At 47.9% G+C, this 22078-nt stretch carries 24 protein-coding genes; 19 read left to right on the top strand and 5 right to left on the bottom strand.

What is annotated here, in order from left to right; all coding sequences use genetic code 11:
* Positions 1–7: 7 nt before the first annotated feature.
* The 6 genes from H581_RS0103120 to H581_RS0103095 all read left to right on the top strand — a co-directional run bounded on the left by H581_RS0103120 (position 8) and on the right by H581_RS0103095 (position 6097).
* Complete coding sequence (locus H581_RS0103120; protein ID WP_028608746.1) at positions 8–1063, top strand: ATP-grasp domain-containing protein; 1056 nt, start codon at positions 8–10, stop codon at positions 1061–1063.
* A gap of 59 nt (positions 1064–1122) precedes the next feature.
* Positions 1123–1773: a hypothetical protein gene (locus tag H581_RS32840; RefSeq protein WP_051250410.1), complete on the top strand. Its 651-nt coding sequence runs from the start codon at positions 1123–1125 to the stop codon at positions 1771–1773.
* Between the two features lie 80 nt (positions 1774–1853).
* Positions 1854–2948, top strand: coding sequence for a toxic anion resistance protein (locus tag H581_RS0103110; protein WP_028608745.1), 1095 nt, complete (start codon positions 1854–1856; stop codon positions 2946–2948).
* 259 nt (positions 2949–3207) lie between these two features.
* Positions 3208–4014 (top strand): TerC family protein, encoded by an 807-nt coding sequence (locus H581_RS0103105; protein ID WP_028608744.1) that lies wholly within the window; start codon positions 3208–3210, stop codon positions 4012–4014.
* An 80-nt stretch (positions 4015–4094) separates the two neighbouring features.
* Positions 4095–4685 (top strand): thymidine kinase, encoded by a 591-nt coding sequence (locus tag H581_RS0103100; protein WP_028608743.1) that lies wholly within the window; start codon positions 4095–4097, stop codon positions 4683–4685.
* A gap of 62 nt (positions 4686–4747) precedes the next feature.
* Positions 4748–6097 (top strand): MDR family MFS transporter, encoded by a 1350-nt coding sequence (locus H581_RS0103095; protein ID WP_028608742.1) that lies wholly within the window; start codon positions 4748–4750, stop codon positions 6095–6097.
* A gap of 67 nt (positions 6098–6164) precedes the next feature.
* Here H581_RS0103095 and H581_RS0103090 read toward each other — a convergent pair whose 3' ends face one another.
* Together H581_RS0103090 and H581_RS0103085 are read right to left on the bottom strand one after the other, a co-directional pair.
* The gene (locus H581_RS0103090; RefSeq protein WP_028608741.1) at positions 6165–7076 is read right to left on the bottom strand and encodes an NAD-dependent epimerase/dehydratase family protein; all 912 of its coding nucleotides are present in this window, start codon (positions 7074–7076) and stop codon (positions 6165–6167) included.
* Between the two features lie 2 nt (positions 7077–7078).
* Positions 7079–8212, bottom strand: a complete 1134-nt coding sequence (locus H581_RS0103085; protein WP_028608740.1) for a glycosyltransferase family 4 protein — start codon at positions 8210–8212, stop codon at positions 7079–7081.
* A 221-nt stretch (positions 8213–8433) separates the two neighbouring features.
* Here H581_RS0103085 and H581_RS0103080 point away from each other — a divergent pair, with 221 nt between their 5' ends.
* From H581_RS0103080 to H581_RS0103055, 6 genes are all read left to right on the top strand, one after another.
* The gene (locus tag H581_RS0103080) at positions 8434–9171 is read left to right on the top strand and encodes a phytanoyl-CoA dioxygenase family protein (RefSeq protein ID WP_245599888.1); all 738 of its coding nucleotides are present in this window, start codon (positions 8434–8436) and stop codon (positions 9169–9171) included.
* A 25-nt stretch (positions 9172–9196) separates the two neighbouring features.
* Positions 9197–10003 (top strand): sugar phosphate isomerase/epimerase family protein, encoded by an 807-nt coding sequence (locus H581_RS0103075; protein ID WP_028608738.1) that lies wholly within the window; start codon positions 9197–9199, stop codon positions 10001–10003.
* 23 nt (positions 10004–10026) lie between these two features.
* Positions 10027–10893, top strand: a complete 867-nt coding sequence (locus tag H581_RS0103070; protein ID WP_036717518.1) for a helix-turn-helix domain-containing protein — start codon at positions 10027–10029, stop codon at positions 10891–10893.
* 159 nt (positions 10894–11052) lie between these two features.
* A complete protein-coding gene (locus H581_RS0103065) occupies positions 11053–11409 on the top strand; it encodes a PadR family transcriptional regulator (protein ID WP_028608736.1) in 357 nt (118 codons plus the stop codon).
* Entirely contained in the window at positions 11396–12412 is a 1017-nt protein-coding gene (locus tag H581_RS0103060) for a permease prefix domain 1-containing protein (protein ID WP_028608735.1), read from the top strand. The genes H581_RS0103065 and H581_RS0103060 overlap by 14 nt, the downstream gene beginning before the upstream one ends.
* Positions 12413–12512: 100 nt before the next feature.
* Positions 12513–12860, top strand: coding sequence for a VOC family protein (locus tag H581_RS0103055; protein ID WP_028608734.1), 348 nt, complete (start codon positions 12513–12515; stop codon positions 12858–12860).
* Between the two features lie 76 nt (positions 12861–12936).
* Here the strand turns inward: H581_RS0103055 and H581_RS0103050 are convergent, their stop codons facing one another.
* Both H581_RS0103050 and H581_RS0103045 read right to left on the bottom strand, forming a co-directional pair.
* Positions 12937–13461, bottom strand: coding sequence for a histidine phosphatase family protein (locus H581_RS0103050; protein ID WP_028608733.1), 525 nt, complete (start codon positions 13459–13461; stop codon positions 12937–12939).
* 28 nt (positions 13462–13489) lie between these two features.
* A complete protein-coding gene (locus H581_RS0103045; RefSeq protein ID WP_028608732.1) occupies positions 13490–14536 on the bottom strand; it encodes a bifunctional transcriptional activator/DNA repair enzyme AdaA in 1047 nt (348 codons plus the stop codon).
* A 195-nt stretch (positions 14537–14731) separates the two neighbouring features.
* Here H581_RS0103045 and H581_RS0103040 point away from each other — a divergent pair, with 195 nt between their 5' ends.
* The 4 genes from H581_RS0103040 (at position 14732) to H581_RS32835 (ending at position 16842) form a co-directional block, all read left to right on the top strand.
* Entirely contained in the window at positions 14732–15190 is a 459-nt protein-coding gene (locus tag H581_RS0103040; RefSeq protein WP_028608731.1) for a hypothetical protein, read from the top strand.
* Positions 15183–16100 (top strand): aminoglycoside phosphotransferase family protein, encoded by a 918-nt coding sequence (locus H581_RS0103035; RefSeq protein ID WP_028608730.1) that lies wholly within the window; start codon positions 15183–15185, stop codon positions 16098–16100. Before H581_RS0103040 ends, H581_RS0103035 begins: the two co-directional genes overlap by 8 nt.
* Before the next feature lie 71 nt (positions 16101–16171).
* Positions 16172–16333: a hypothetical protein gene (locus tag H581_RS37630; RefSeq protein ID WP_156889486.1), complete on the top strand. Its 162-nt coding sequence runs from the start codon at positions 16172–16174 to the stop codon at positions 16331–16333.
* 119 nt (positions 16334–16452) lie between these two features.
* On the top strand, positions 16453–16842 hold the full coding sequence (locus H581_RS32835) for a GNAT family N-acetyltransferase (RefSeq protein ID WP_051250409.1): 390 nt from the start codon (positions 16453–16455) through the stop codon (positions 16840–16842).
* Between the two features lie 702 nt (positions 16843–17544).
* Here H581_RS32835 and H581_RS0103020 read toward each other — a convergent pair.
* On the bottom strand, positions 17545–18519 hold the full coding sequence (locus tag H581_RS0103020) for an aldo/keto reductase family protein (protein ID WP_028608729.1): 975 nt from the start codon (positions 18517–18519) through the stop codon (positions 17545–17547).
* 395 nt (positions 18520–18914) lie between these two features.
* Between H581_RS0103020 and H581_RS0103015 the strand changes: the two genes are divergently transcribed.
* The 3 genes from H581_RS0103015 (at position 18915) to H581_RS0103005 (ending at position 22059) form a co-directional block, all read left to right on the top strand.
* Positions 18915–19247, top strand: coding sequence for a hypothetical protein (locus tag H581_RS0103015; RefSeq protein WP_028608728.1), 333 nt, complete (start codon positions 18915–18917; stop codon positions 19245–19247).
* Positions 19248–19294: 47 nt separating this feature from the next.
* Positions 19295–20041, top strand: coding sequence for a carbon-nitrogen hydrolase family protein (locus tag H581_RS0103010; protein ID WP_245599887.1), 747 nt, complete (start codon positions 19295–19297; stop codon positions 20039–20041).
* Positions 20042–20322: 281 nt separating this feature from the next.
* Complete coding sequence (locus H581_RS0103005; protein WP_028608726.1) at positions 20323–22059, top strand: ABC transporter ATP-binding protein; 1737 nt, start codon at positions 20323–20325, stop codon at positions 22057–22059.
* The last annotated feature ends 19 nt before the right edge of the window (positions 22060–22078 follow it).

Genomic DNA, 22078 nt, shown 5'->3' with positions numbered 1-22078 from the left:
TTCAGCCATGACGCGAGTTTATATGAATCGATGGTTTTCGGTCGCTTATCATTACATTAATATGATCAGGGAAAATCCGGACGGTGAGAAATTCGAGTTTTTCGGAACGCATCCCGACATAAACCATATGTCGCTGGTGGCTTCCGATCATCCGGGAACGGAGCCGGCCGTTGTCGGGCGGGACTACGTCGATTTCTGCGTGGATTATTGCAGGGAGAATCGGATCGACCTGTTCATTCCGCGCCTTCATATGGAAGAAATATCGAGATATGCGCATTTGTTCGATGAGATTGGTACGAAGGTTATGGTATGCCGAGATATCGCGCTGCTCGATTCGATGGTCGAGAAGGATAAATTTTATGAGACGGTCGAGGGCAAAGGCTTGGTGGCCATTCCGGACTACCGCGTCGCGAATACGGCAGGGGAGTTCAAACGCGCCTATGAGGAGCTGACGGCCGCGGGCCATAGAGTCTGCTTTAAACCGACGAAATCGGAGGGCGGCATGGGCTTCCGGATCATCGATGACGAGCGGGATCCGCTGCGCGAGCTGTACGGTTACGTGACGCTGTCTACGTCGTTTCAACAGGCTTATGATACGCTGTCGAGCGTGGAACGCTTTGACAATCTGATGGTGATGGAGCTGCTTAGCGGCGTCGAATACAGCATCGATTGCGTGGCGACTGCGGAGGGCGACTTGATAACGGCGATTCCGCGACGCAAATCGACCGGCCGGACGTATTTGCTGGAGGCGGTGCCGGAGCTGCTCGAAATGGCGGAACGGATTGCAATATCGCTGCGGATTCCATATGCCTTTAACATTCAGGTACGCTACAGCAACGGCATTCCCAAATTGCTTGAGATCAACCCTCGCATGTCGGGCGGACTATATATTACTTGCCTATCCGGCGTAAATATGCCTTATTTGGCCGTGCAGGCGCTGCAGGGAAAGGCGATTGAGCCTCCGGCGCCGCGGTTCGGCATACAGGCCGGATATGTGGAGCAGCCGCTGATTATGAAGCAGCCTGATTTTGAAATTGACTTATTGGCCCAAAAAACGAGATAATTGATAGAGGTATACAGGCTTAGGCTTCAATTCCTGCATAGTCAGGCTGGAGGTGCGACATGAAAAGTACGACGAAGAAGACGGCAGGTATCGCGCTGGGAAGCTACGCGGTTGCGCTTGTCGTATATTGGGTAACCTCTTCTCCCTACATCGCAATAGCCATACCGGCGATCGGCTTATTCGGGGCTTTGGTTTGGAACGGGCGGAATGGGAAGCAAACCGCAGAAGGAACGCTTGCGAACGGGCAGCAGTCAAGGCCGCAGGAGCTTCAGCAGCAGACGAATGCTGCCGCATCGGTCCCGGGTCAGCAAGGCTCGCCTCAGCCGAGTGTTTCGCAATCGGCCGAGCAGGCGGCTTCGCCGGCGCCGGTTCAGGATCCCGAGCTTGCTTCCGCTCTGGAATATATCGGAATCATCGAAGATATGATTTTGCTGGAAGGCGAGCAGAATAATCTGGACGACGAGATCGTTCAGAAAACGCTTGCGCTGCTTGCGCGCCTCAACCGATTAATTCCGGACCTGGTCGCGCTTGGCGATTCAAGCATCAACCATAATATCGTCCGCCTGGTCAGGAAGGATTTGAATTCGACCATTAATCCGTTCCTGCGGCTCAGCGGCGAGGCCAAGCGGCAAAACCGCCGCCTGCTGCTTGACGGCATAAAGGATGTTGACTCGAAGCTGACCTTCTACACGAAGACCATCGAACAGTAGGACCTGATGGAGCTTCGCACGAAGGCTGAATTAATCCAGCAGCGATATCGATTGAACGACTAATAAAGGGGGAATAACCAATGGCAACACAGCTCGTATCGATTAAAAACGAGGATCTGAACAAGCTGGAGCAAGAAGTGCAAAGCACGATGCAGAAGGTAGCGACGACGGATCCCGCCAATCTGGATTCCTTGATGGATGAGATTACGAAGAAAGGCCAGAAGACGCTGGAGCGCTCCGGCCAGACGCTTACGATGCTGGAGAGGCCGCTGTCGGATCTTATGTCCGGCAAGCGCAACGAGGTGGCGAACAATATGCTGAAGCTGCGCAGCGAGGTCGAGGATCTTAGCCGGAGCAAGCAGCTTACGCTTGTTCAGAAGCTGCTTCGCAAGGCGCCGATGAAGAACTATATTTATAAATACCAATCGGCCAAAACAAACGTCCAGGTCATCGTGAAGTCGCTGCGCGACGGCCGGGATAACCTGGAAGAAAATGTCGTCCACATGAGAAACCTGAAGCGGAGCAGTCTGGACAATGTTTACGATCTGCAACTGCTGGTGGAATACGGCAATCGCCTGAAGCAAATGTTCGAGGAGGAAATCGCCAAGCCGGAGAACGAGCACCGCAAGACGTATCTGGAACGCGGGCTCCGGAAGGTCGTCACGAAGCTTCAAACGTATACGGAAATGATCATGCTGTACCAGCAAGCCATTGCCGCGACCGATATCATTAACGACACGAACGATAAGCTGATGGACGCGCTGGACAGCTCCATCGATAAGACGCAGCACTTGATGTCGGTATCCGTTCTGATTGCCAGCGCGATTGACGATCAGATGAAAGCGATCGAGGCCGTTAATTCGACGAACGAAATGCTGGGCAACCAGTTCGCCGAGAACGCCCGCCTTCTGAATGAGACAAGCGAGAAAGCGAATCAGGCGCTGACGAAGCCGGCCATGAGCATGGAGCTGGTAGAACGCGCGATGTCGGATCTGTTCTCGGCAATGGACAAGTACGAGAATTCGAACCGTCAAATTATTCAAACCGTATCTCAGCAGACGCAGAAGATGACGCAGATCAACCAGCAGGTTGGACAACGTCTCGGTATTCAAGCCGGATCCGGGGCGGCTCAAGCTGAAATTCCGGCGGCTGCGACAAAAGGTTTTTTAGAATAATTACCGGTAAGCGATATAAAAAAAGAAACCGTCTCTACCTCCATACGTATCAACTTGTATGCAACACCGCACAAATCAGTGTATCAGGTTAGCAATAGTAACAAAGGGGAGTAGCTGCCACAATAAAGTCGTCAATACGAGAATACACTTCTCCGGCTTTATTGGCAACGTTGCAACGTTGTTAGCGAGACCTTTGCCTATCCAAGGCAGAGGTCTCTTTTTTGTTGCCTGCTAACCGAAAAAACGAGGAGGAATCAGGATGGAGTTAGGTTTGTTGTTGGAGTATGGTTGGGTGCTGCTCGTTCTTATTGCCATTGAAGGGCTGCTTGCCGCAGATAACGCGCTAGTCCTCGCGATCATGGTCAAGCATTTGCCCGAGAAGGAACGGAAGAAGGCCTTATTCTACGGTCTGGCCGGAGCGTTCATATTCCGGTTCGGTTCCTTGTTCGCCATATCGTTTCTCGTGGATGTATGGCAAGTACAGGCGATCGGAGCTTTATATCTGTTGTTCGTCGCCATGAATCATCTATTCAGAAAAGCGATCGTTAAGAAAGCGGATCAGAATGTCGACGCGGCGGTGAAGAAAGAAGATACCGGGGCCAAGAAGGGAAGCAGCTTCTGGGTAACGGTCCTCAAGGTTGAAGTTGCGGATATCGCGTTCGCCGTCGATTCGATTCTGGCCGCAGTCGCGCTTGCGGTTGCGCTTCCTGTTACGAATCTTCCGAAAATCGGGGGGATGGACGGCGGTCATTTCATCGTTATTTTTATAGGCGGCTTTGTCGGACTTGTTATTATGCGTTTCGCGGCGACTGTATTCGTTAAGCTCCTTGAGCGCAGGCCGGGGCTAGAAACCGCCGCATTCGCAATCGTCGGCTGGGTAGGCGTGAAATTGGCGGTCGTGACGCTGTCTCATCCGTCGTTAGATGTCATTCCTCACGGCTTCGCCCATTCTACGGCCTGGAAAGCGACCTTCTACCTGGTGCTCATTCTCATTGCCCTAGGCGGCTGGTTCTTGTCTGGCGAAAAGGAAGAATCGAATAAAAATGCTGCAGAGGCAGCCAATTAATAATTATTGCTCCTGCTATTTTGGCACACGCCTTCTTCCTGTATAATAGGAATACTGAACGGGTAGTGGAGGAGATTGGATTGGCACAGTTGTATTACAAATACGGAACGATGAACAGCGGCAAGTCGTTTGAAATTATTAAGGTTGCCCACAATTATGAGGAGCAGGGCAAGCCGGTACTTATTTATTCGCCTTCAGTCGGCGCAAGGGGCAGCGAGGATCGGGTCGGTTCGCGCGTCGGCTTCGAACGGGCGGCGATTCCGGTATACGAGAACACGAATCTCTATGAAAGCGTGAAGGAATTCACCGCCGCCGCCGCGCCTTCGAAGATATATTGCGTACTAATCGACGAGGCGCAGTTTCTGAAGAAGCATCATATTCTTGAGCTTACTCAGGTTGTGGACGAGCTTAATATACCGGTGATGGCCTTCGGTCTGAAGAACGATTTTCAAAACCAGCTGTTCGAGGGAAGCTACAACTTGCTCGTGCAGGCGGATAAGATCGAGGAGATCAAGACGATTTGCTGGTATTGCGACCGTAAAGCAACGATGGTCATCCGCTTCAACGACGGACAGCCGATGAATGCGGGCGAACAGATTCAAATCGGCGGCAACGAGGATTATAAGCCGGTCTGCAGGCGCTGTTACAATGAAGCGTTCCGTAAGGAGTAGAGCCAGTCGGCTGTGTGAAAATGACAATTCCATAAGCGGGCCTGTGTGAGAGAGGTGTCAGAATGAAAAGCAGAACGACGGTGATGGTCAGCATCGTATTGGCGATGCTGGTCGCTTCCATTGATACGACGATTATGAACACGACGATGCCGATCATCGCCGAGGAGCTTGGCCGGTTCGACCTGTATGCCTGGTCGTTCGCGTCGTACATGATTTTTTGCACGGTGCTCTCCCCGGTGGCGGGAAGAATTTCGGATATTTTCGGCAGGAAGCATGTTTTTGGTTTCGGTATTTTATTTTTTCTGGCAGGCTCGCTGCTGTGCGGCATTTCGGAGAGCATGGTGCAGCTTGTCATCTTCCGGGCGGTGCAAGGGATCGGCGCCGGTATTATGATGCCGTTTCCGATGATTATTGCCGGCGATCTGTTTCCCGTGGAGAAGAGGGGCAAGATTCAAGCCTTGTTCACGGGCATGTGGGGGCTATCGGCGATTCTCGCTCCGTTATTGGGAGCTTTTTTCGTGGAATATATGAGCTGGAGATGGATTTTTTATGTGAATCTGCCGGTATGCCTGCTGGCGTTCGTGACGCTGCTGCCTTACAAAGAGGTATACACGCCGAAGAAAACAAGCATCGATTACATAGGTGCCGTGCTGTTCGCCATCGGCGTCACGCTAATTCTGCTGGTTACGGTGCTGGAGCAGTACCAGCTTCTTGTCGCCGCGCTCGGAGCTGCGGTTATGGTTATCTTCTATTATTATGAGAAAAAGCAGACCTCACCGATTGTTCCGTTATCGTTAATCCAGGATCCTACGATCCGATGGATTAATGTGAACGGCTTTGCGGCTTGCGCGGCACTGTTCGGAATCGGCAGCTTCATTCCGCTGTTCCTGCAGGATGTCGCCGGGCAAAGCTTGTTTATGAGCGGTCTGGCCCTGCTCGGGATGGCGGTCGGCTGGATGGTCGTATCGGTGCCGGCCGGAAAGTGGGTGCTGAAATACGGATACCGTAGGCTTCTGGTGATCGGGAATATTTTGCTCGTATTATCCGGTATTACCTTCTTCCTCATTAACGAGGACACGGGCTTCTGGTATGTACTCGGGGCGATGACCGTGATGGGGCTGGCATTCGGACTTACGTCCACGGTATCGATGATATCCGCCCAGCAGCTGGTAGAGCCTCATCAGAAGGGGATCGCGACCTCCTTTCTTATGTTCTGCCGCAACATCGGCACGGCCGTCGGGGTTACCGTGATGGGAGCTCTTCTCTACGGGCAAAGCGATGTGCTGGACGGCTTCCATTACTTATTCCTGTTCGGGCTTATTGGAAGCATCGTTGCTTTCCTTAGCTCATTATGGATCCGGAACCGGAAGCTGGAAGTGAAGGCTTCCTTGTCATATAAGTTTGATGAATAATGAAGAACAACAGCCGGTCAGGATAGATCTATCCTGGCCGGCTGTTTCGTTTATCCAGGCTAAAGAATCAACCTGATTGGGAGGTGAGCGTATCCTTTAACCCCTCCGGAACGGAATATTCGGGGGACCAATTTAACGCGGATATCGCTGCCCGGTTGTTTAGAACGCTATGAAGGATATCGCCGGGTAAGGCGGGTTTGTAAGCAGGCACTATCGTTTTGCCCGTTAGGACCGCAAGCAGCTGCAGCAATTCCAGGACAGAGGTGGCTTGATTACAGCTTACATTCAGAATTTGCCGGCTTCCTCTGGTTAATGCGGCAGCGTTAGCGCTGACGATATCTTTGACATAGATAAAATCCCGGGTCTGCTGGCCGTCACCGTATATAACCGGAGCCTCGCCCCGTTCTATTTTGTTTAGAAAAATAGAGATGACGCCGCCTTCGCCCGTAGGATCCTGTCTGGGCCCATAGACATTCGCATAGCGAAGAATCGTGTAATCCAGACCATACAGATTCGAGAAGGCTTCGATATAATGCTCGGGCGTATGCTTGGAAATGCCGTAACAGGAAAGCGGCTTGACGGGATGCTTCTCATCAATGGGCAAATACATTGGCGTTCCGTATACAGCGGCGGAAGACGCGTAGATGAATTTTTGCACCCCATAGTTTCTGCAGTGGAGCAAGAGCGCAAGCGTCCCCAGAATGTTCGTGCCTGCATCGGCTAACGGCTGCTTCATTGAGGTGACGACGTCGATTTGTGCTGCATGATGACAGACGATCTCAGGCTTGAGCGTCTTAAAGAGGTCTTCGACCTCCGGGCTTGCAAGCTCCGCCTGAAGAAAATGAACCCGCGGGGGGATATGCCGGATTTTCCCATGGCTTAAGTTATCCAGTACCGTCACTTGATGCCCGTCATGAACAAAACGTTCGGCTATATGCGAGGCGATGAAACCGGCGCCGCCGGTCACGAGGATCCGCATCGTTACATTTTGCTCCGATAATACGATTTTAAATTTCTTACTGTGCTTGCCCAGCTGAAGTTCGACACGACACGGGCTCTTCCGCCGCCGGCAAGACGTTTGGCCAAAGCCGGATTGTGCATGATTTGAGCCAGCGCTTTAGCGAAGGCGGCAGGACTCCGATAGGCCGAGACCAGAAGTCCGCTGCTCCCATGCCGGACGACCTCCAATATGCCGCCGCGAGCGGAAGCGACAAGCGGGATCCCGGAAGCCATCGCCTCGGAATTTACGCAGGCAAAGCCTTCTTTGAACTGTGTCGGACAAACGAATATATCGGCGAGATGGTACATTTCATGTATTTTGCTCGGGGAGATATATCCGGTGAACCGGATCGGGACATTCATTTTTTTGGCTAGCCGCCTTACTTTACGCATATACGGGGTTTCTCTCTTTGTCCCCGGCCAGGAGGCGCCGACGGCGACGATCGTGACCTTCTTATTCGTTTTTCGAAGCCGTGCGGCTGCTTGCACCAAGGTATGAAGTCCTTTTCTGGGAATGATTCGTCCAACAAAAAGAAGGTTGTAGGTATCGTTTAGTCCATATCTCTTCCGTATGGCGGTTTTATAGGCTTGAGATCTTGGCCGGAATTTGACGGTGTCGACGCCAAGCAGAATCGATCTGAATTTTGCGGCGTGTCTCGGATATCTGGCTTTAAACGTATTGGAGAGCGAGGAGACGACGCATGTCACCCCGTTCGCATGACGAAGCACGGCATTTCCTTGGCTGCGCGTTAATTGGGATAAGAAATGAAGAGAGTGGAGCGACAGAATAATAGGCGTTCTTGGGAATGCTCTTCGTATCGCGGGAAGAAAGGTCGGCCGGTTATCAATTTGAATGACATCGAATTTGCTTTTTCTTAATTTTCTCATAGCCGTATGGATGTATGTGCTGCCGCCGGGATAGGGGAAACGTATATATTTCAGCCTTCCGCTTGCAGCCGTATTCGTTTTGGGTAATCTCGCGTGCGTGCAGCTGACCAGAGTTACCTGTTCCGTCTTGGCCATTCTAGTAAAAATATTATGCATCACGGCTTCGACGGATCCTCCCTTGATTGGCGGGAGCGGCAGTTTATCTGGGGCAATGGCTAAAATCTTCATCGGATACTTCCTTTCAGCAATAAGGATTTTCCTGAGCGATGGATGTACGGGATAGTCTATGTGAAGATCGGAACCGGGAAACGGCGCAGGCCTAATCCATAAAAGAAATCCAAATCCGAAAATATGTTTACTTTATCTGAAGCCATAGGAAGCAATCAAACAGGGAAGCAATTACTATAGGAAATATGAAAATATCCTATGCGTATTCGGAGGGAATGCAAATGCCAACTGTAAACCTGTCAACCGCGGAGGTCGAGCATTACGAAAGGTACGGATACACCCTGTACAAAAAGCAGCTATTCAGCCAGGATAAAATGACGGAGCTGTCGAATATTTTTGAAGAGCAGTGGGAGCAGGTCGGAAGAAGGCTGAACAGCGAGCTGGATACGCCGCATTTTCGCGATGAGCGGTTATTGAAATTTTTGCTGAGCGATGAGGTGCTTGATCTGGTTGAGCCGATTATCGGGGCGAATATCGGACTGTGGTCCAGCCACTTTATTTGCAAGGAGCCGCTCATCGGCAAGCAGACGCCTTGGCATGAGGATTCCGCGTATTGGAACGGGCGACTGGACCGCTTCGACAAAATCGTAACCGTCTGGCTGGCGATTGACCGCAGCTCAAAGGAAAACGGGTGCATGCGCGTCATACCGGGAACGCATAACAACGGCTTCTCCGAGTATGATCAGGTGGACGGCAACGAGAACATTTTTGAAACGGAAATCCGCAAGGTTGATGATTCGAAGGCCGTCTATTTCGAGCTCGAGCCCGGCGAATGCTCGCTGCATGATTCCAGAATCATTCATGGGGCCGCGCCGAACAAAAGTCCTCTTCGCCGCTGTGGCTATACGATGCGTTATTTCTCGACGGAAGCTAAGGTGATTGAAGAAAAAAATGCGAATCATAAAATTTGGCTGGCCAGAGGCAAGGATCTTGCCGGGAACCGTTTCGTGAATGCGTAAGCAAACTTACCCTAGGAGGTTCAGTATGAAGCTTAATCTGATCAAAGCATTGTGGGGATTGGAAGGCACGTACGAGGAGCAATTGTCGAGAATAGCGGCAGCAGGCTATAATGGCATTGAAGGGCCTATGCCGTCGCCGGAGAATGAGTCCTTATTCAGATCGCTGCTGGAACGGTATGAGTTCGCTTACATTCCGCAAATTTTTACGCAAAACGATCATATAAGCAGCTTTGCCGAACAGGCGGAACGCGCGGCAGCATTCGAGCCTTTACTCATCGTATCGCACTCTGCGCGTGACTGCATGACGGAGCAGGAGCAGGACCGTTTCTTCGAAGAGGCGCTCGCCGTCGAGCAGCGCCTCGGCATTCCGGTCGGTCACGAGACGCACCGGCAGAGGGCGATGTTCACGCCATGGACGACCGCGCGATTGCTGAGGAAATTCCCTTCGCTCCACATCACGGCGGATTTCAGCCATTGGATGAATGTATGCGAATCGCATCTTGATGACCAGGAGGATGCCATCGCGCTAGCGATCTCGCGAACCATTCATATTCACGGGCGGGTCGGATACCCGGAAGGCCCTCAAGTCTCTCACCCGGCAGCGCCTGAATATAAGACGGAGCTATCCTTGTTTATGGGCTGGTGGAGACGCATGCTGGAGCATCAGCAAAGCCAGGGAAAAACGGAAGCGACATTTACGGCGGAATTCGGGCCTCCGGGCTATATGCCGACCATTCCTTATACGAATGAGCCCGTCGCTGATTTGTGGGAAGTGAATCAATGGATGACCGATCATTTTGCGCAACATGCAAAGTCGGTACTTATTAAATAACAGGGGAACGAGGGGGCGGCAACTTGCAGGGAAATAGGACGCCTGAGCGGCTGCTCAGTAAAAATTTCTTAAGTTTGCCGTCCCCTTACCAAATGTTCAAGCATCAGATTGGCCGTACGATATCGACGCATTGGCATGATTTTTTCGAGATGGCCTTCGTTCAATCGGGGACGGGCAAGCATATTGTGAACGGTGTCCCCATGCCGATGGCCAGAGGCATGACGTTCCTGCTGTCGACGGCGGATTTTCACGAGATCATTCCGGATGACGGACAGACGATTCATTTATACAATTTTATTTTCCATGAACATATGATAAAAGACGGTTTGCTAAGTCGGCTGCTGGAGCGCTCGACGAATCTGATTCATACGTTTGAAGGCGAGTCGGCCGCTGATATGGAACGCGAGTTTGCCCGGATCTGGACGGAAACCCGCCATCGCGATCGCGAGAGCGAAGCCGTCATTCAAGGCTGCGTGGAGCGGCTGCTCATCGATCTATCCCGAAATAACGATAGCCGAAAGACAAGCAGTCCGGTTAGAGCGGCAGGCTCGCTTCATGCTTCGATAGAGAAGGCGCTGTCGTACCTTCAGCACCACTTCCGCGAGCCGGTGACCTTAGAGCATATCGCTGATCTGTCGGGACTGTCGGCGAATTACTTTAGTGAAATGTTTAAAAAGCAAGTCGGTCTTACGTATCAAAGCTGCCTGCAGGAGCTGCGATTGAACTTCGCCAGATCGCTGCTGCTGAGCTCCGAGCTGCCGGTGACGGAAGTGTGCTTCGGCTCCGGCTTCAATACGCTGCAGCATTTTGAACGTACGTTCAGGCTCAAGTACGGCTGCTCCCCCCGCCAATTACGGCAGGTGAATGCCGCTGCACGCTCCATATTATAGTACAACTGGCCGCGGCCGCTATCCGATAAAGGATGGCGGTTTTTTTTGTCCGGAAAGAGGCTATTATATTCACTGGGGTATAATAATTTATAAAAAATCTTATTGGTCTATGTACAATAGTGTGTTACATACAGTATAATAAAAACAGGAGTTGATGATATGACGGACATCAAAGAAACAATCAATGGTCTTACGCAAGAGCTGCGGCGCGGAACGATTATCATCGGTGTGCTCAGCCAGTTATCCGAACCCCAATACGGCTACTCATTAGTCACAATATTAGAACAGAAGGGCATTAATATTGATCCCGGCACCTTATATCCGCTCCTTCGCAGATTAGAGAAGCAAGAACTACTGGAGAGCAAATGGGATACCAATGAGGCCCGTCCTCGAAAGTACTATTTGCTAAGTCCAAAGGGAAAAGAAGCTTATGAGCAGCTTTGTCGGGAGTGGAAGAGCATGGTCGTTAGTCTTGATAGCTTAATTCAAGGAGGAAATGACAATGGAGCTGGTTAAAAGGTATATCTATGCGGTGACACAGAGGCTGCCTGAACGGCAGAGAGCGGATATTGAGAAAGAGCTGCAGGGATTGATCGAGGATATGCTGGAGGATCGTGTCCAAGGAGGAGCAGCGACTTCGGAGGATGTAGAGGCGGTGCTGCTTGAGCTTGGAAATCCAAGAGAGCTGGCGGAGAAATATCGGGGAACAAAAAGATATTTGATCAGCCCCGAGCTCTTTACGACTTATCTGTCTGTTCTTAAAATCGTACTCCTGTCCGTTGGCATCGCTATGACCGTCACGTTCCTGATCGAAACCATTATAAATCCCGTCCAGATCCTTGAACATTTTGTAAGCAATCTGGTTTCTCTCCTGATGGGCTGCTTCCAAGCATTCGCATGGGTGACGATCATCTTTGGCCTGGTTGAGTATGCGGGAGTTAAGAAGGAGAATTTGGGGATCATGACTTCAGATAGGTGGAAGCCGTCCGAGTTAGCTCCCCTGCCCGATCAACGGAACCGTATAAAACGGAGCGATCCTATTGCCGGCATCCTCTTTACTGTATTGTTCTTAGTCCTCTTTACCTTCTCAATCGATTTATTCGGAGTTTGGAGATTTCAGAGTAATTCCCCGACGATAGCGCCATTTTTCAATGAAGAGGTATTCAGCGGGTTCCTGCCGTTCATCTGGGCTGTGTTTGGTTTAAGCGTTCTGAAGGATACGATGAAGTTGATCGCGGGCAGATGGACGATAAAGCTAATCGGCTTTGATATCCTGGTCAATGCTGCCCACTTCATCCTGGCACTGATCATGTTCTCGAACTTAACCATATGGAATCCCGATTTTATGCTGCAATTGGCCGCTGCAGGATTGACGCCGGAAGGGAGCGAAGCGTTTCAAACGGTTAGCCGGATTTGGGATCGTTCCACGGCAGGCCTAATCTATATCATCGGACTTATCGTGGCTATTCAAATTCTTATTCTTGTTGAAAAAGCATTCCGAATCAGCAGAGGCCGCTAAAATCTCAGCCCTTTGACTTAATACGGAAATACGACAATGTACGGACGCTTTCGTAAAATAAATCAGCTATGCTTGATAAAACAAGTTGAGGTGATAGCTGATGGATATTAAAGAGACCGGAATTATTCTGTTCTGCGAGGATTACGAATCAGCGTTAACGTTCTATTCGGAACGGCTTGGCATGAATGTCCGCCAACGAGGTGAAAGTCTATCTATTTTGGACTTCGGCGGCAGTTATCTCATGTTAGAAGATAACGGAGTGGCTTCGGATAAAGAGAAGACAAGAGCACAAAATCCAATTGTCATTCGGTTCAACGTTAATCATTTTGCTTCAGCCGTTTTAGAACTGGAGACACGCGGAGTACCCGTCGAAGTGAAGACCTTTGATTGGGGAACGATAGGCGTTATTATTGATCCCGAAGGTAATCGTATTGAACTAAAGGATTAGAGCCATTTATATGGAGCCAGCTTTAGAACTACCGAGAGGAACTGCTTCGGAGCAGCTCCTCTTTTTTTTGACATATTTAAAATGTATACACTTTATAATGACCATTATCCGATGAGAATTTCAAAATGTTCCCGTCTTCCGGTATGCCCTCAAAATAAGCGCCGATACAACCGGTTGTACATCTGTGTCCAGATAATAAAATGTTTATATCTCTCGAACCATATTCATTTTTAAGTTCCTGCATAAATTCAAAAACCCGTTTAATGAAGCTATGGATTTCTTCGACTCCTTTATAAATACTAGAATCAGGGACTCCCCCAACCATTTGAACTTCGCCTTTTTTTAGGCTGTCGGCTTCACCTAAATCAAAGACATCCAGTCTCGGATCAACTTTTGCTTTTACGCCCGTTGCTAATTCTGCCGTTTGAACAGCTCTCTCTTGCGGGGAGGAAAATACATAGTCAAACTTTATATTTTGAAGGGATTCTCTTAACGACCTGGCTTGCTCGATGCCATATTCATTTAGCGGCAGCCCTTGTCTTCCTTGAAGTCTTCCTTCTTTGTTCAAATCGGTTTGTCCATGTCTAACCACATAAATCACGTCATAACCTCCTAATAATAAGATGCAATCATAGACCTTCTTTTTCATGCTGCAGCAGCCAGCGTTTGCGGGATAATCCTCCGCCGTAACCGCCGAATTCGCCATTTGAGTTGATGACGCGGTGACAAGGAATGACAATCGCAAGCTGATTGGCGCCATTTGCTTGAGCTGCGGCACGATAAGCGCTGGGTCTTCCAATCGCTGCTGCGACATCGGCATAGGTTGAAGTTTGTCCGGGCGGGATTTTTTTCAGCTGTTCCCAGACCTCTTTTTGAAAAGAAGATCCCAGCAAATACAAAGGCGTTTTGAATTCAAAGCGTTTGCCGTTAAAATAATCTTCCAATTCACTCTGAATCGAAATTATGGGCGCAGTGTGACCCGGAATAATTGCTGATTTTGTTCTTAATCGAAGTCGTTCGACCTCGCGCTCTAAGCCTCGGCGGTCAACGAACTCGAGCAAATAAAGGGCTTCTTCATCCGCGATGGCAATCATCGGCCCAAGTTGCGTATCCAACCATGATGCCTTTAAAATATGATGATCGCCAAGAAGAGTTGGCGCCGCCCCCATAATGCGTGAGAACGCGTCCCTGAAACCGCTGCTGGACTCGTAGCCGGCGGTTAGTTGCGCTTCAATTACAGCGTTACCCGCTTTGATCTGCTTCATTGCGATGCCCATGCGTCTGGCCCTGGCATATTCTACAAAAGTCATGCCAAAACGCTTTTTGAACTGGCGGCGCGCGGTTGCTGCATCTACGGACAGTTTCCGAAAGTCGTTCTCCGTCCATCGTTGTTCTGGATTTTCTTCCACGGCATTAACAAGCAGTTGAACAAGCTCTGAGACATGATTTGGATGCGAGAGCGGGCGGCAGCGTTGACAGGGCCGGAATGAAGCGAGAAGCGCTTGCTTAGCCGTATCGTAAAATTCGCAATTTTCGAATTTTGGTTTTCTTGCCGGACATGTGGGTCGGCAGAATACGCCGGTTGTCTTGACTCCTACGTAGAAAACACCTTCATATTCTGATTTTTTATGGATTAATGCCTGATAATACTCCAATTTAAGTTCGGTCGTTATCATTCCGCTCCTCCTTACTTTATCGCTGGTTTAATTATATCGTTTCCATAAAAGGATGCCGCCGAAATTCGTACATTGATTTTTTAATAAAATGGGCCTTTTCTATAATAACGATTATTCTGGTGAAACTTACCATGCGGGGTTGCGTCTAAATAACGAGGATAGCTATATACAGAATTGCGAGAAGGAGGAGGATTTGTGAACTCGAATAGATTAGGATTAAGCTATTTATTAATAGCTGCTCTTATTTTTTTGGTTTCCGGATGTTCAGGTAACGAGCAGAAAAATGCGGAAATTATTTTTTATGCGGAAGGCGAAAATTGGGATGCTCAATATAAAACAAATGTTACTCCAACAGAGAAAGAAAACGTGGAAATCAACTTTTTCTACAAAGGCAGCATTTCTGAATTATTAGCAGCCCAAGAAATTGTATTTTCATACGGCACGAGAAATGGGAACATAGCGGAAACACTTCGTTACGATAAAATAGATAAAACTCATTTTCCAATACAATTTGAGGGGGACTTGATACAAGATATTGTCGGGAATCATAATGAAAAAATGATGGTCATTATAAAATGGAATAATAAGAGTGAGACTTTACATTTAAGTCAATTTGAAAAAAAAGGGACGGAGGTCGATCCGAATAATGAATAAGCATTATAATTTCAGTCAAAAAGAAATGGAAAATATCATAAATCGATTCGGTAAAGCTTTTTATGAAAAGGTTCTGAGGGATATTGAAGCCTATGCCGCTAAATGGGCGTTGACCTCATTCCAATTGATTCCTTCCTATTCCGCAAACTTAGTTTTTAAATGCCATTCAGAAAGCTTTGGAAGCGCAGTGCTTAAAATAGGTAATCCTTCTTCAGGTGAAATAGAAACGGAATGTAAAGCTTTACGCCAATATAACGGCAGACGATTTTGCAAGGTTTTTGATGCTGATATTGAAAACGGCGTCATTCTTGAAGAGTGTGTACAGCCCGGGACTCCTTTAAGAGACGAGAGCTCTCTCGATAAAAGATTATCCGTATTTTGTTCCCTGTATCAGGGCTTGCATGTAACGCCCGATCATTCAGAAATATATCCGACGTATACAGGGTGGGTTGGCCGGATAACGGAATACATGAGCAAGCGGCAGGATTGCAAACCATTATATGAATATATGAAAAAAGCAAATGAGATTTGCTTATCGGTTTCTGCTCTATATTCGAAAAAGATGCTGCTTCATGGCGATTTTCACCATGATAATATTTTGCTGGGTACGAATGGAGAGTATAAAATTATAGACCCTAAAGGCGTAATAGGAGATCCCGTATTTGATGTTCCGCGTTTTATATTAAATGAATTTGGCGATGAAATAACGACGGAATTAGCTAGCAAAATAAACGATATCATTGACCGCTTTGAAGAAATTCTTCATATTCCAAACGATATATTGAGGCAATGTCTATTTGTGGAAACGGCAATGGGAATATGCTGGTGCGTAGAAGATGGCGCAACCCCTGAGGAATATCCGAATCTCATTAAGCATGTTGCTTTCGCGGAATCGATGATGTCTCCATAAATAAACTAGAACGATTCCCGCTTGATCATCATATAGTGAATGATGACAAGCATAGGGGAGGTTCTTATATCATGCCTAGCTTTTTAGTTCAAATTGCTCTGCTGGTTATTTTCGTATGGTCGGTCGTGATGTTGATTCAAGATTTCAAGGTGCCCCGAAAGGTTTGGATGACGATTTTACTTCACGCTGCAGTTGCTGTTGTTTCGCTTGATTTTTTACTGGTCTTTTTTTAACTCGGAATCCGAGTGCGATTCGATCAAGGAGCAGTATGCGATGGTGGCTGCTCCTTTGTTTTGTTAATGGGGCAGCTTCTAGTACTTCGATTAGATAGAGCAACGGAAGGAGATAGGCAATGAATTTTATCCAATTAGAAGGTGAAAGAGTAACATTAATCCCACTTGAATTGGAGCATGCGGATTCCTTGCACCAGTGTTCGCAATCTCCGCTAATCTGGGAAAACCTTCCGACTAAAATACAAAATATGAATGAAATGCAGAGCTTCATACGTACAGCGATAATAGCAAGGGAACGCGGAGAGGAATTTCCTTATGCCGTATACGATAAAACGCTAAACAAAATGGTCGGGATGACCCGCTATTTGAGAATATCTTCCGTACATAAGAATTTGAATATCGGTTGGACATGGTATTCTCCTGAAGTGTGGCGAACTTTGGTAAATTCAGAGTGCAAGTATTTGTTATATATGCTTTTGAAGAATGGAAAGCTGTTCGTGTTGAAATGATTACAACGGCGACCCATACCCGTTCTCAGAAAGCGATCGAACGATTGGGAGCCCAAAAAGAAGGAATACTTAGGAAAAAATATAATGGATTAGATTATGTAGTTTACAGTGTTATTGATGAAGAGTGGAATGATGTTAAGCATCGGCTTAGGTCTCGTGGCTAACGGTTTAACGGACGTCAGAGGCGTTATCATCCCTAAAATGAGGCATTTAAAAATCTAACGGATATGAGAAGCCTTATAGGGCGGATTTTTGCCATATTCCCTTTGATTTATTAGAAATAACGTCTCTCACGTCCGTTACATTTCGATATTAATGGTTTTTTTGAATTAGTGTCTCTCATATCCGTTAAATGCTGGTAAGCAGCAGCCTCCGGAGAATCGATAAATGGCGACAAGCCGTTCATTGAGCCGTTTTCGTTTAACTCGGAATTTAATTCTTCGAATAGTCTCCATTCGGACATGGAGGTTGCGGAAGGCGCTAAGACGCAGGTGGATTTGTCTTTAGAGGGCGATGATTTCGAAACGGGTTCGTTTATTCATATGGGGCAGAAACTGCCTTGGTAAATTCTCAAAGTTCCAAACCAGCGGCTAAGATTGGATTCCGCCTTAGATGAACAACCCGTCAAATTATGATAGCCTTAGTTCGGTGAAATACCAAACTAAGGCTGTTTTGTGCGAGGTTTGAATCATACAGACCGAATCAGCGCAGCGGAGCGAAGCCTTCTACGCTTTTCAAAATTCGCTCGATTTCGTTCAAGACATCGTTCGTGAGCGCAACTTCGACGGCTTTTACATTCTCCTGAATCTGGGAGGGACGGGAAGCGCCGATCAAAGCGGAGCAGACTCCAGGATGCCGAAGTACCCAAGCCAGCGACAACTGTGCCAAGGTTATTCCCGCATCCTGTGCCAAACGGTCCAACTGGGACACGCATTCAAGGACATCATTGCGAAGATAGCTCTTCAACACGCCGTTCACGGATTCGTTCGCCCCCCGGCTGTCCGCTGGAAGCTCCGCTCCCGGCTTGTATTTGCCGGTCAGAATCCCTTGCGCAAGAGGCGAGAACAGAACTTGCCCGATGCCGGCTCTATCGCTGACCGGCAAGACTTCCCGCTCAATATAACGCTCAAACATGTTGTAAATCGGTTGGTTGGCGACAAGCGGACGCAGATTCAAACGTTCGGAAATACCCGATGCTTCGGCAATCTGTGCAGCGCTCCATTCACTGACAGCTGCGTACAGAATTTTCCCTTGCGCCGTCAGGTCGTCGAGCGCGCGCAGCGTTTCTTCTATCGGTGACTCCTGATCAAAGCGGTGGCAGAAATAAATATCGATATATTCGACACCTAACCGCTTTAAGCTGGCGTTGCACTGCTCCATGATATGCTTGCGGGAAAGACCGCGATCATTAGGGCCTTTTCCCATCGGAAAAAAGACTTTCGTTGAAAGCACATAACTGGAGCGCGGGTACGGCTTCAAAGCGGCTCCCATCGCTTCCTCGCCGGCTCCTCGATTATATGCGTTAGCCGTGTCAAAGAAATTAATACCGCTATCGAATGCTTGCCGGATGCAAGCATCGGCCGCTTCCTTCTCGGTAGCTGTTCCATACGTCAGCCAACTGCCGAGCCCGATTTCACTGACCTTGATTCCACTTTTCCCTACGCGCCTATACTTCATTTTATCCATTCTCCTGTTTTCAAATTTGAATAATGTCAATCATAGCTTAAAAGAAGCGCATTAGAAAAGTACGCACTTTAGCTTTAATTAGTAACCTTAAGGTTACTAACTTTCCAAACGTAACCCCCGCTGAGGATACATTACACGAATCAATTTTTATCATGGTAGCGCTGCAATTGCTGTTTATATTATATTGGGGAACAGTTTTTCTAAGAGCGCATACTTATCGCCAACTTCAACTAGAGGTCGTTGTCATTTACGGCGTCGGAGTGCCGCTTGGTGCGAAGATCCTTCTACGAAACGTTGATTGAAGAAAAAAAGAAGGAATACTCAGGAAAAAATATAAAATGTGGTTTATAGTGTTATTGATGAAGAGTGGAATGAGGCGGTGAAAAATGAAAAAGTCGTTACCTTATTTATTTTTTTTGGCTGGGGCTATACTCTGTACCTATGTTTTTCAAGCAGTTGTTTTTATGTGGATAAGCTTGTCTCGGTTTACAGCAGCAGATGGACCGCCAGGAGATATTGGATTAACTGAAAAGCTTGTTTACAGCATTGGGTTCCCGATGTTTTATTTCATTTTTTTAAGCGTAGTTTTTCTTATGTATCGTTCTTTTTTAAAGAAATATAAATTCGATCTTAAAATGGTTACGCCGGTTATTTTCAATAGTTTACTGGCTTTGTACCTCATATGTCATATCGCTTTAGTTGTATTTGACCTTTATTAAAATTGGAAAGAAGCTGAACTGTAATGGACAAGAAGAAGGCTATAAAAATGGCTTTGGTTCAAATGAATTGTGAAAAAGCGGCGATCGACCGTAATGTAAATGTAATGAGGGACTACGTAGCCGCAGCTAAAACGAACGAAGCGGATATCGTCTGTTTTCCCGAAATGAATGTGACCGGATATATCGATCCCGGCAAGTATCCCCATGCAGTTATAACTATAGATCACAGTGCGATCGGCCAAATCATTCAATTAAGCGGTCTCTACTCGATTTGTGTAATAGCCGGATTTGTTGAATATAACCCGGAGGGCAAGCCGTATATTAGTCAATTTGTTGCTTATAACGGGAGGCTGCTTGGTTGCTATCGTAAAAAAACGATAAAAGATGGAGAAGCGGAATGGTTTGCTCCCGGCGACCAACAGCCGGTATTTCACATTCCCGGATTAACCTTCGGCGTATCCGTCTGCGCTGACATCGACGATCCGGGCATCTTTAGCGAATATGCTCAAAAAGGCGCCAAAATCGTTCTTGAAAGCGCCGCTCCCGGATTATACGGGGAACAGGAATCCCGGAATTGGTCATCCGGATATAACTGGTGGAGAACGAACTGTATAGAGAAATTAGGGAAGTATGCCGCCGAAGAAGCTATTTATATCGGTGTTGCCACGCAAGCAGGGCGTACGATTGATGAAGACTTTCCAGGCGGCGGGTATCTATTTAATCCGCGAGGGGAATGTACGGCCGAATCGGGGAATTGGGATGAAGGTGTTCTTTATGTTCAAATTCAAATGTAAGGATACAGCGGAATCAGCTTATCCATTCTGTTAACCAATGCCAGCGCGGTAATATTTAATCATAACTATTCTCTACCGATTATGGATGCGATGGTTTATGTAAAATGAAATTAAGCTTACAAAGCGGTATTCACATAGGAGGTCATATCATGAAAAACAAGATGATTCAACCCAAATATGCCAATGAGGGTGGAACACTAGGACGCCGATAGGCGTTTCTGCTTGATAGAATGAAGTGTACCCTTGTCGTGTTCAGCAAATAACACCTAAAGGGGTTAATCATGCATTTTCCGGTAAAGAAATTTTTCTCTTACTATAAACCGTATTTATTGTTGTTTATTTTGATATTGTCCTGCGCCTTTCTCGTATCTGCCCTGACTTTGGTATTTCCGCTGCTCGTTCGTTATATTACGAAGGATGTTCTCGAAGGAAACTTGTCCGTCGCCCTGAAGGAAGTGTATAAGATTGGCGGGCTGATGCTCGTTTTAGTTGCGATTCAGAACATCGGGAACTATTTTGTGGATTACAAAGGTCATGAAATCGGGGCGCGTATGGAAAGCGATATGCGCAGCGAGCTGTTCGCACACATGCAGAAGCTTTCCTTCAGCTTTTTCGATAAGGAAAAGACAGGCCAGCTCATGTCCCGGATAACAAACGATCTGCTGCTGCTTTCCGAGCTGTACCATCATGGTCCGGAAGACTACATGAAATATTTTGTCCGGTTTACCGGCGCATTTGTTATTTTATTCTCGATTAACGCTCCCTTGACGATTGCCGTATTTTGTTTTTTACCCGTCCTGGCTGTTTTTAGTTTCTATTTCAATAAGATGTTGAACAAGGCTTTACGAAGAAACAAAGAGCGGATCGGGGATGTAAACGTACAGGTAGAGGACAGTCTTTCGGGAATCCGCGTAGTCAAATCGTTTGCCAACGAGCAGCTGGAGATCGAGAAATTTAATCGGGAAAATAATCGTTTCCTCGACAGCCGAAAGAAGACGTATAAGGCAGAAGCGCTCTTCTATAATAGCTTTGAATCGATTATCCAAATGATTACGATCACGGTAGTCGTATTTGGCAGTGCCAATATCGTCAACCAGACGTTAGATCTAGCGGATTTGCTCACTTTTTTATTGTATATCGGCTTTATGCTTGAGCCCGTTCAAAGACTGACTCATATGAGCATGCAGCTGCAAGAAGGGCTTACGGGCTTTCAGCGGTTTATGGAAATCATGAATTTGAAGCCGGCAATTGAAAACAAACCGGATGCGCTGACCTTGTCCAAGGTGCAGGGGGAAATTGAATTCAAGCAGGTTTCCTTCCGTTACGAGGACCACTTGGTCCATGTCTTGTCAGACCTGTCGTTTCGTATACAGCCGGGAGAGTATGTAGCGTTAGTGGGACCGTCCGGAGCGGGAAAAACGACGTTATGCTCGCTTATCCCGCGATTCTACGATGTAACGGCAGGCGGAGTGCTGCTGGACGGGATCGACGTTCGCCATATTGAACTGCATTCGCTGAGGCAGAGCATTGGCATTGTGCAGCAGGATGTTTACCTTTTTGCAGGCACTGTGATGGATAATATCCGCTACGGGAATCCCAAAGCAACCGAAGAAGAAGTAATGACGGCAGCCAAGCATGCCAATGCGCATCACTTTATCGCGAGTCTGCCCAACGGCTACAACTCCGAGATCGGGCAGCGAGGCGTTAAGCTGTCGGGCGGTCAAAAGCAGCGCCTAAGCATCGCCCGCGTATTCCTGAAGAATCCGCCGGTTCTAATCCTGGATGAAGCGACAAGCGCGCTGGATAACGAAAGCGAGAGCATGATCAAGGAGTCTCTGGAATCGTTAGCGAAGGGGCGCACAACGATCGTCATTGCACATCGCCTGTCCACCATCCGCAATGCCGGACGGATTATCGTATTAACAGAGGACGGTATTGCGGAACAAGGGACGCACGATGGGTTGCTTGCCGAAGACGGAGTGTATGCGCGCCTGTATGCGAAGCAGGTAGGTGGATAGCGGATATTTACGAAGTGAA

This window comes from Paenibacillus harenae DSM 16969 (genome assembly GCF_000422465.1).
GTDB lineage: Bacteria > Bacillota > Bacilli > Paenibacillales > Paenibacillaceae > Pristimantibacillus > Pristimantibacillus harenae.
The sequence above is the reverse complement of the archived record's forward strand: the minus strand, read 5'-3'. Positions and strand labels throughout refer to the sequence as shown.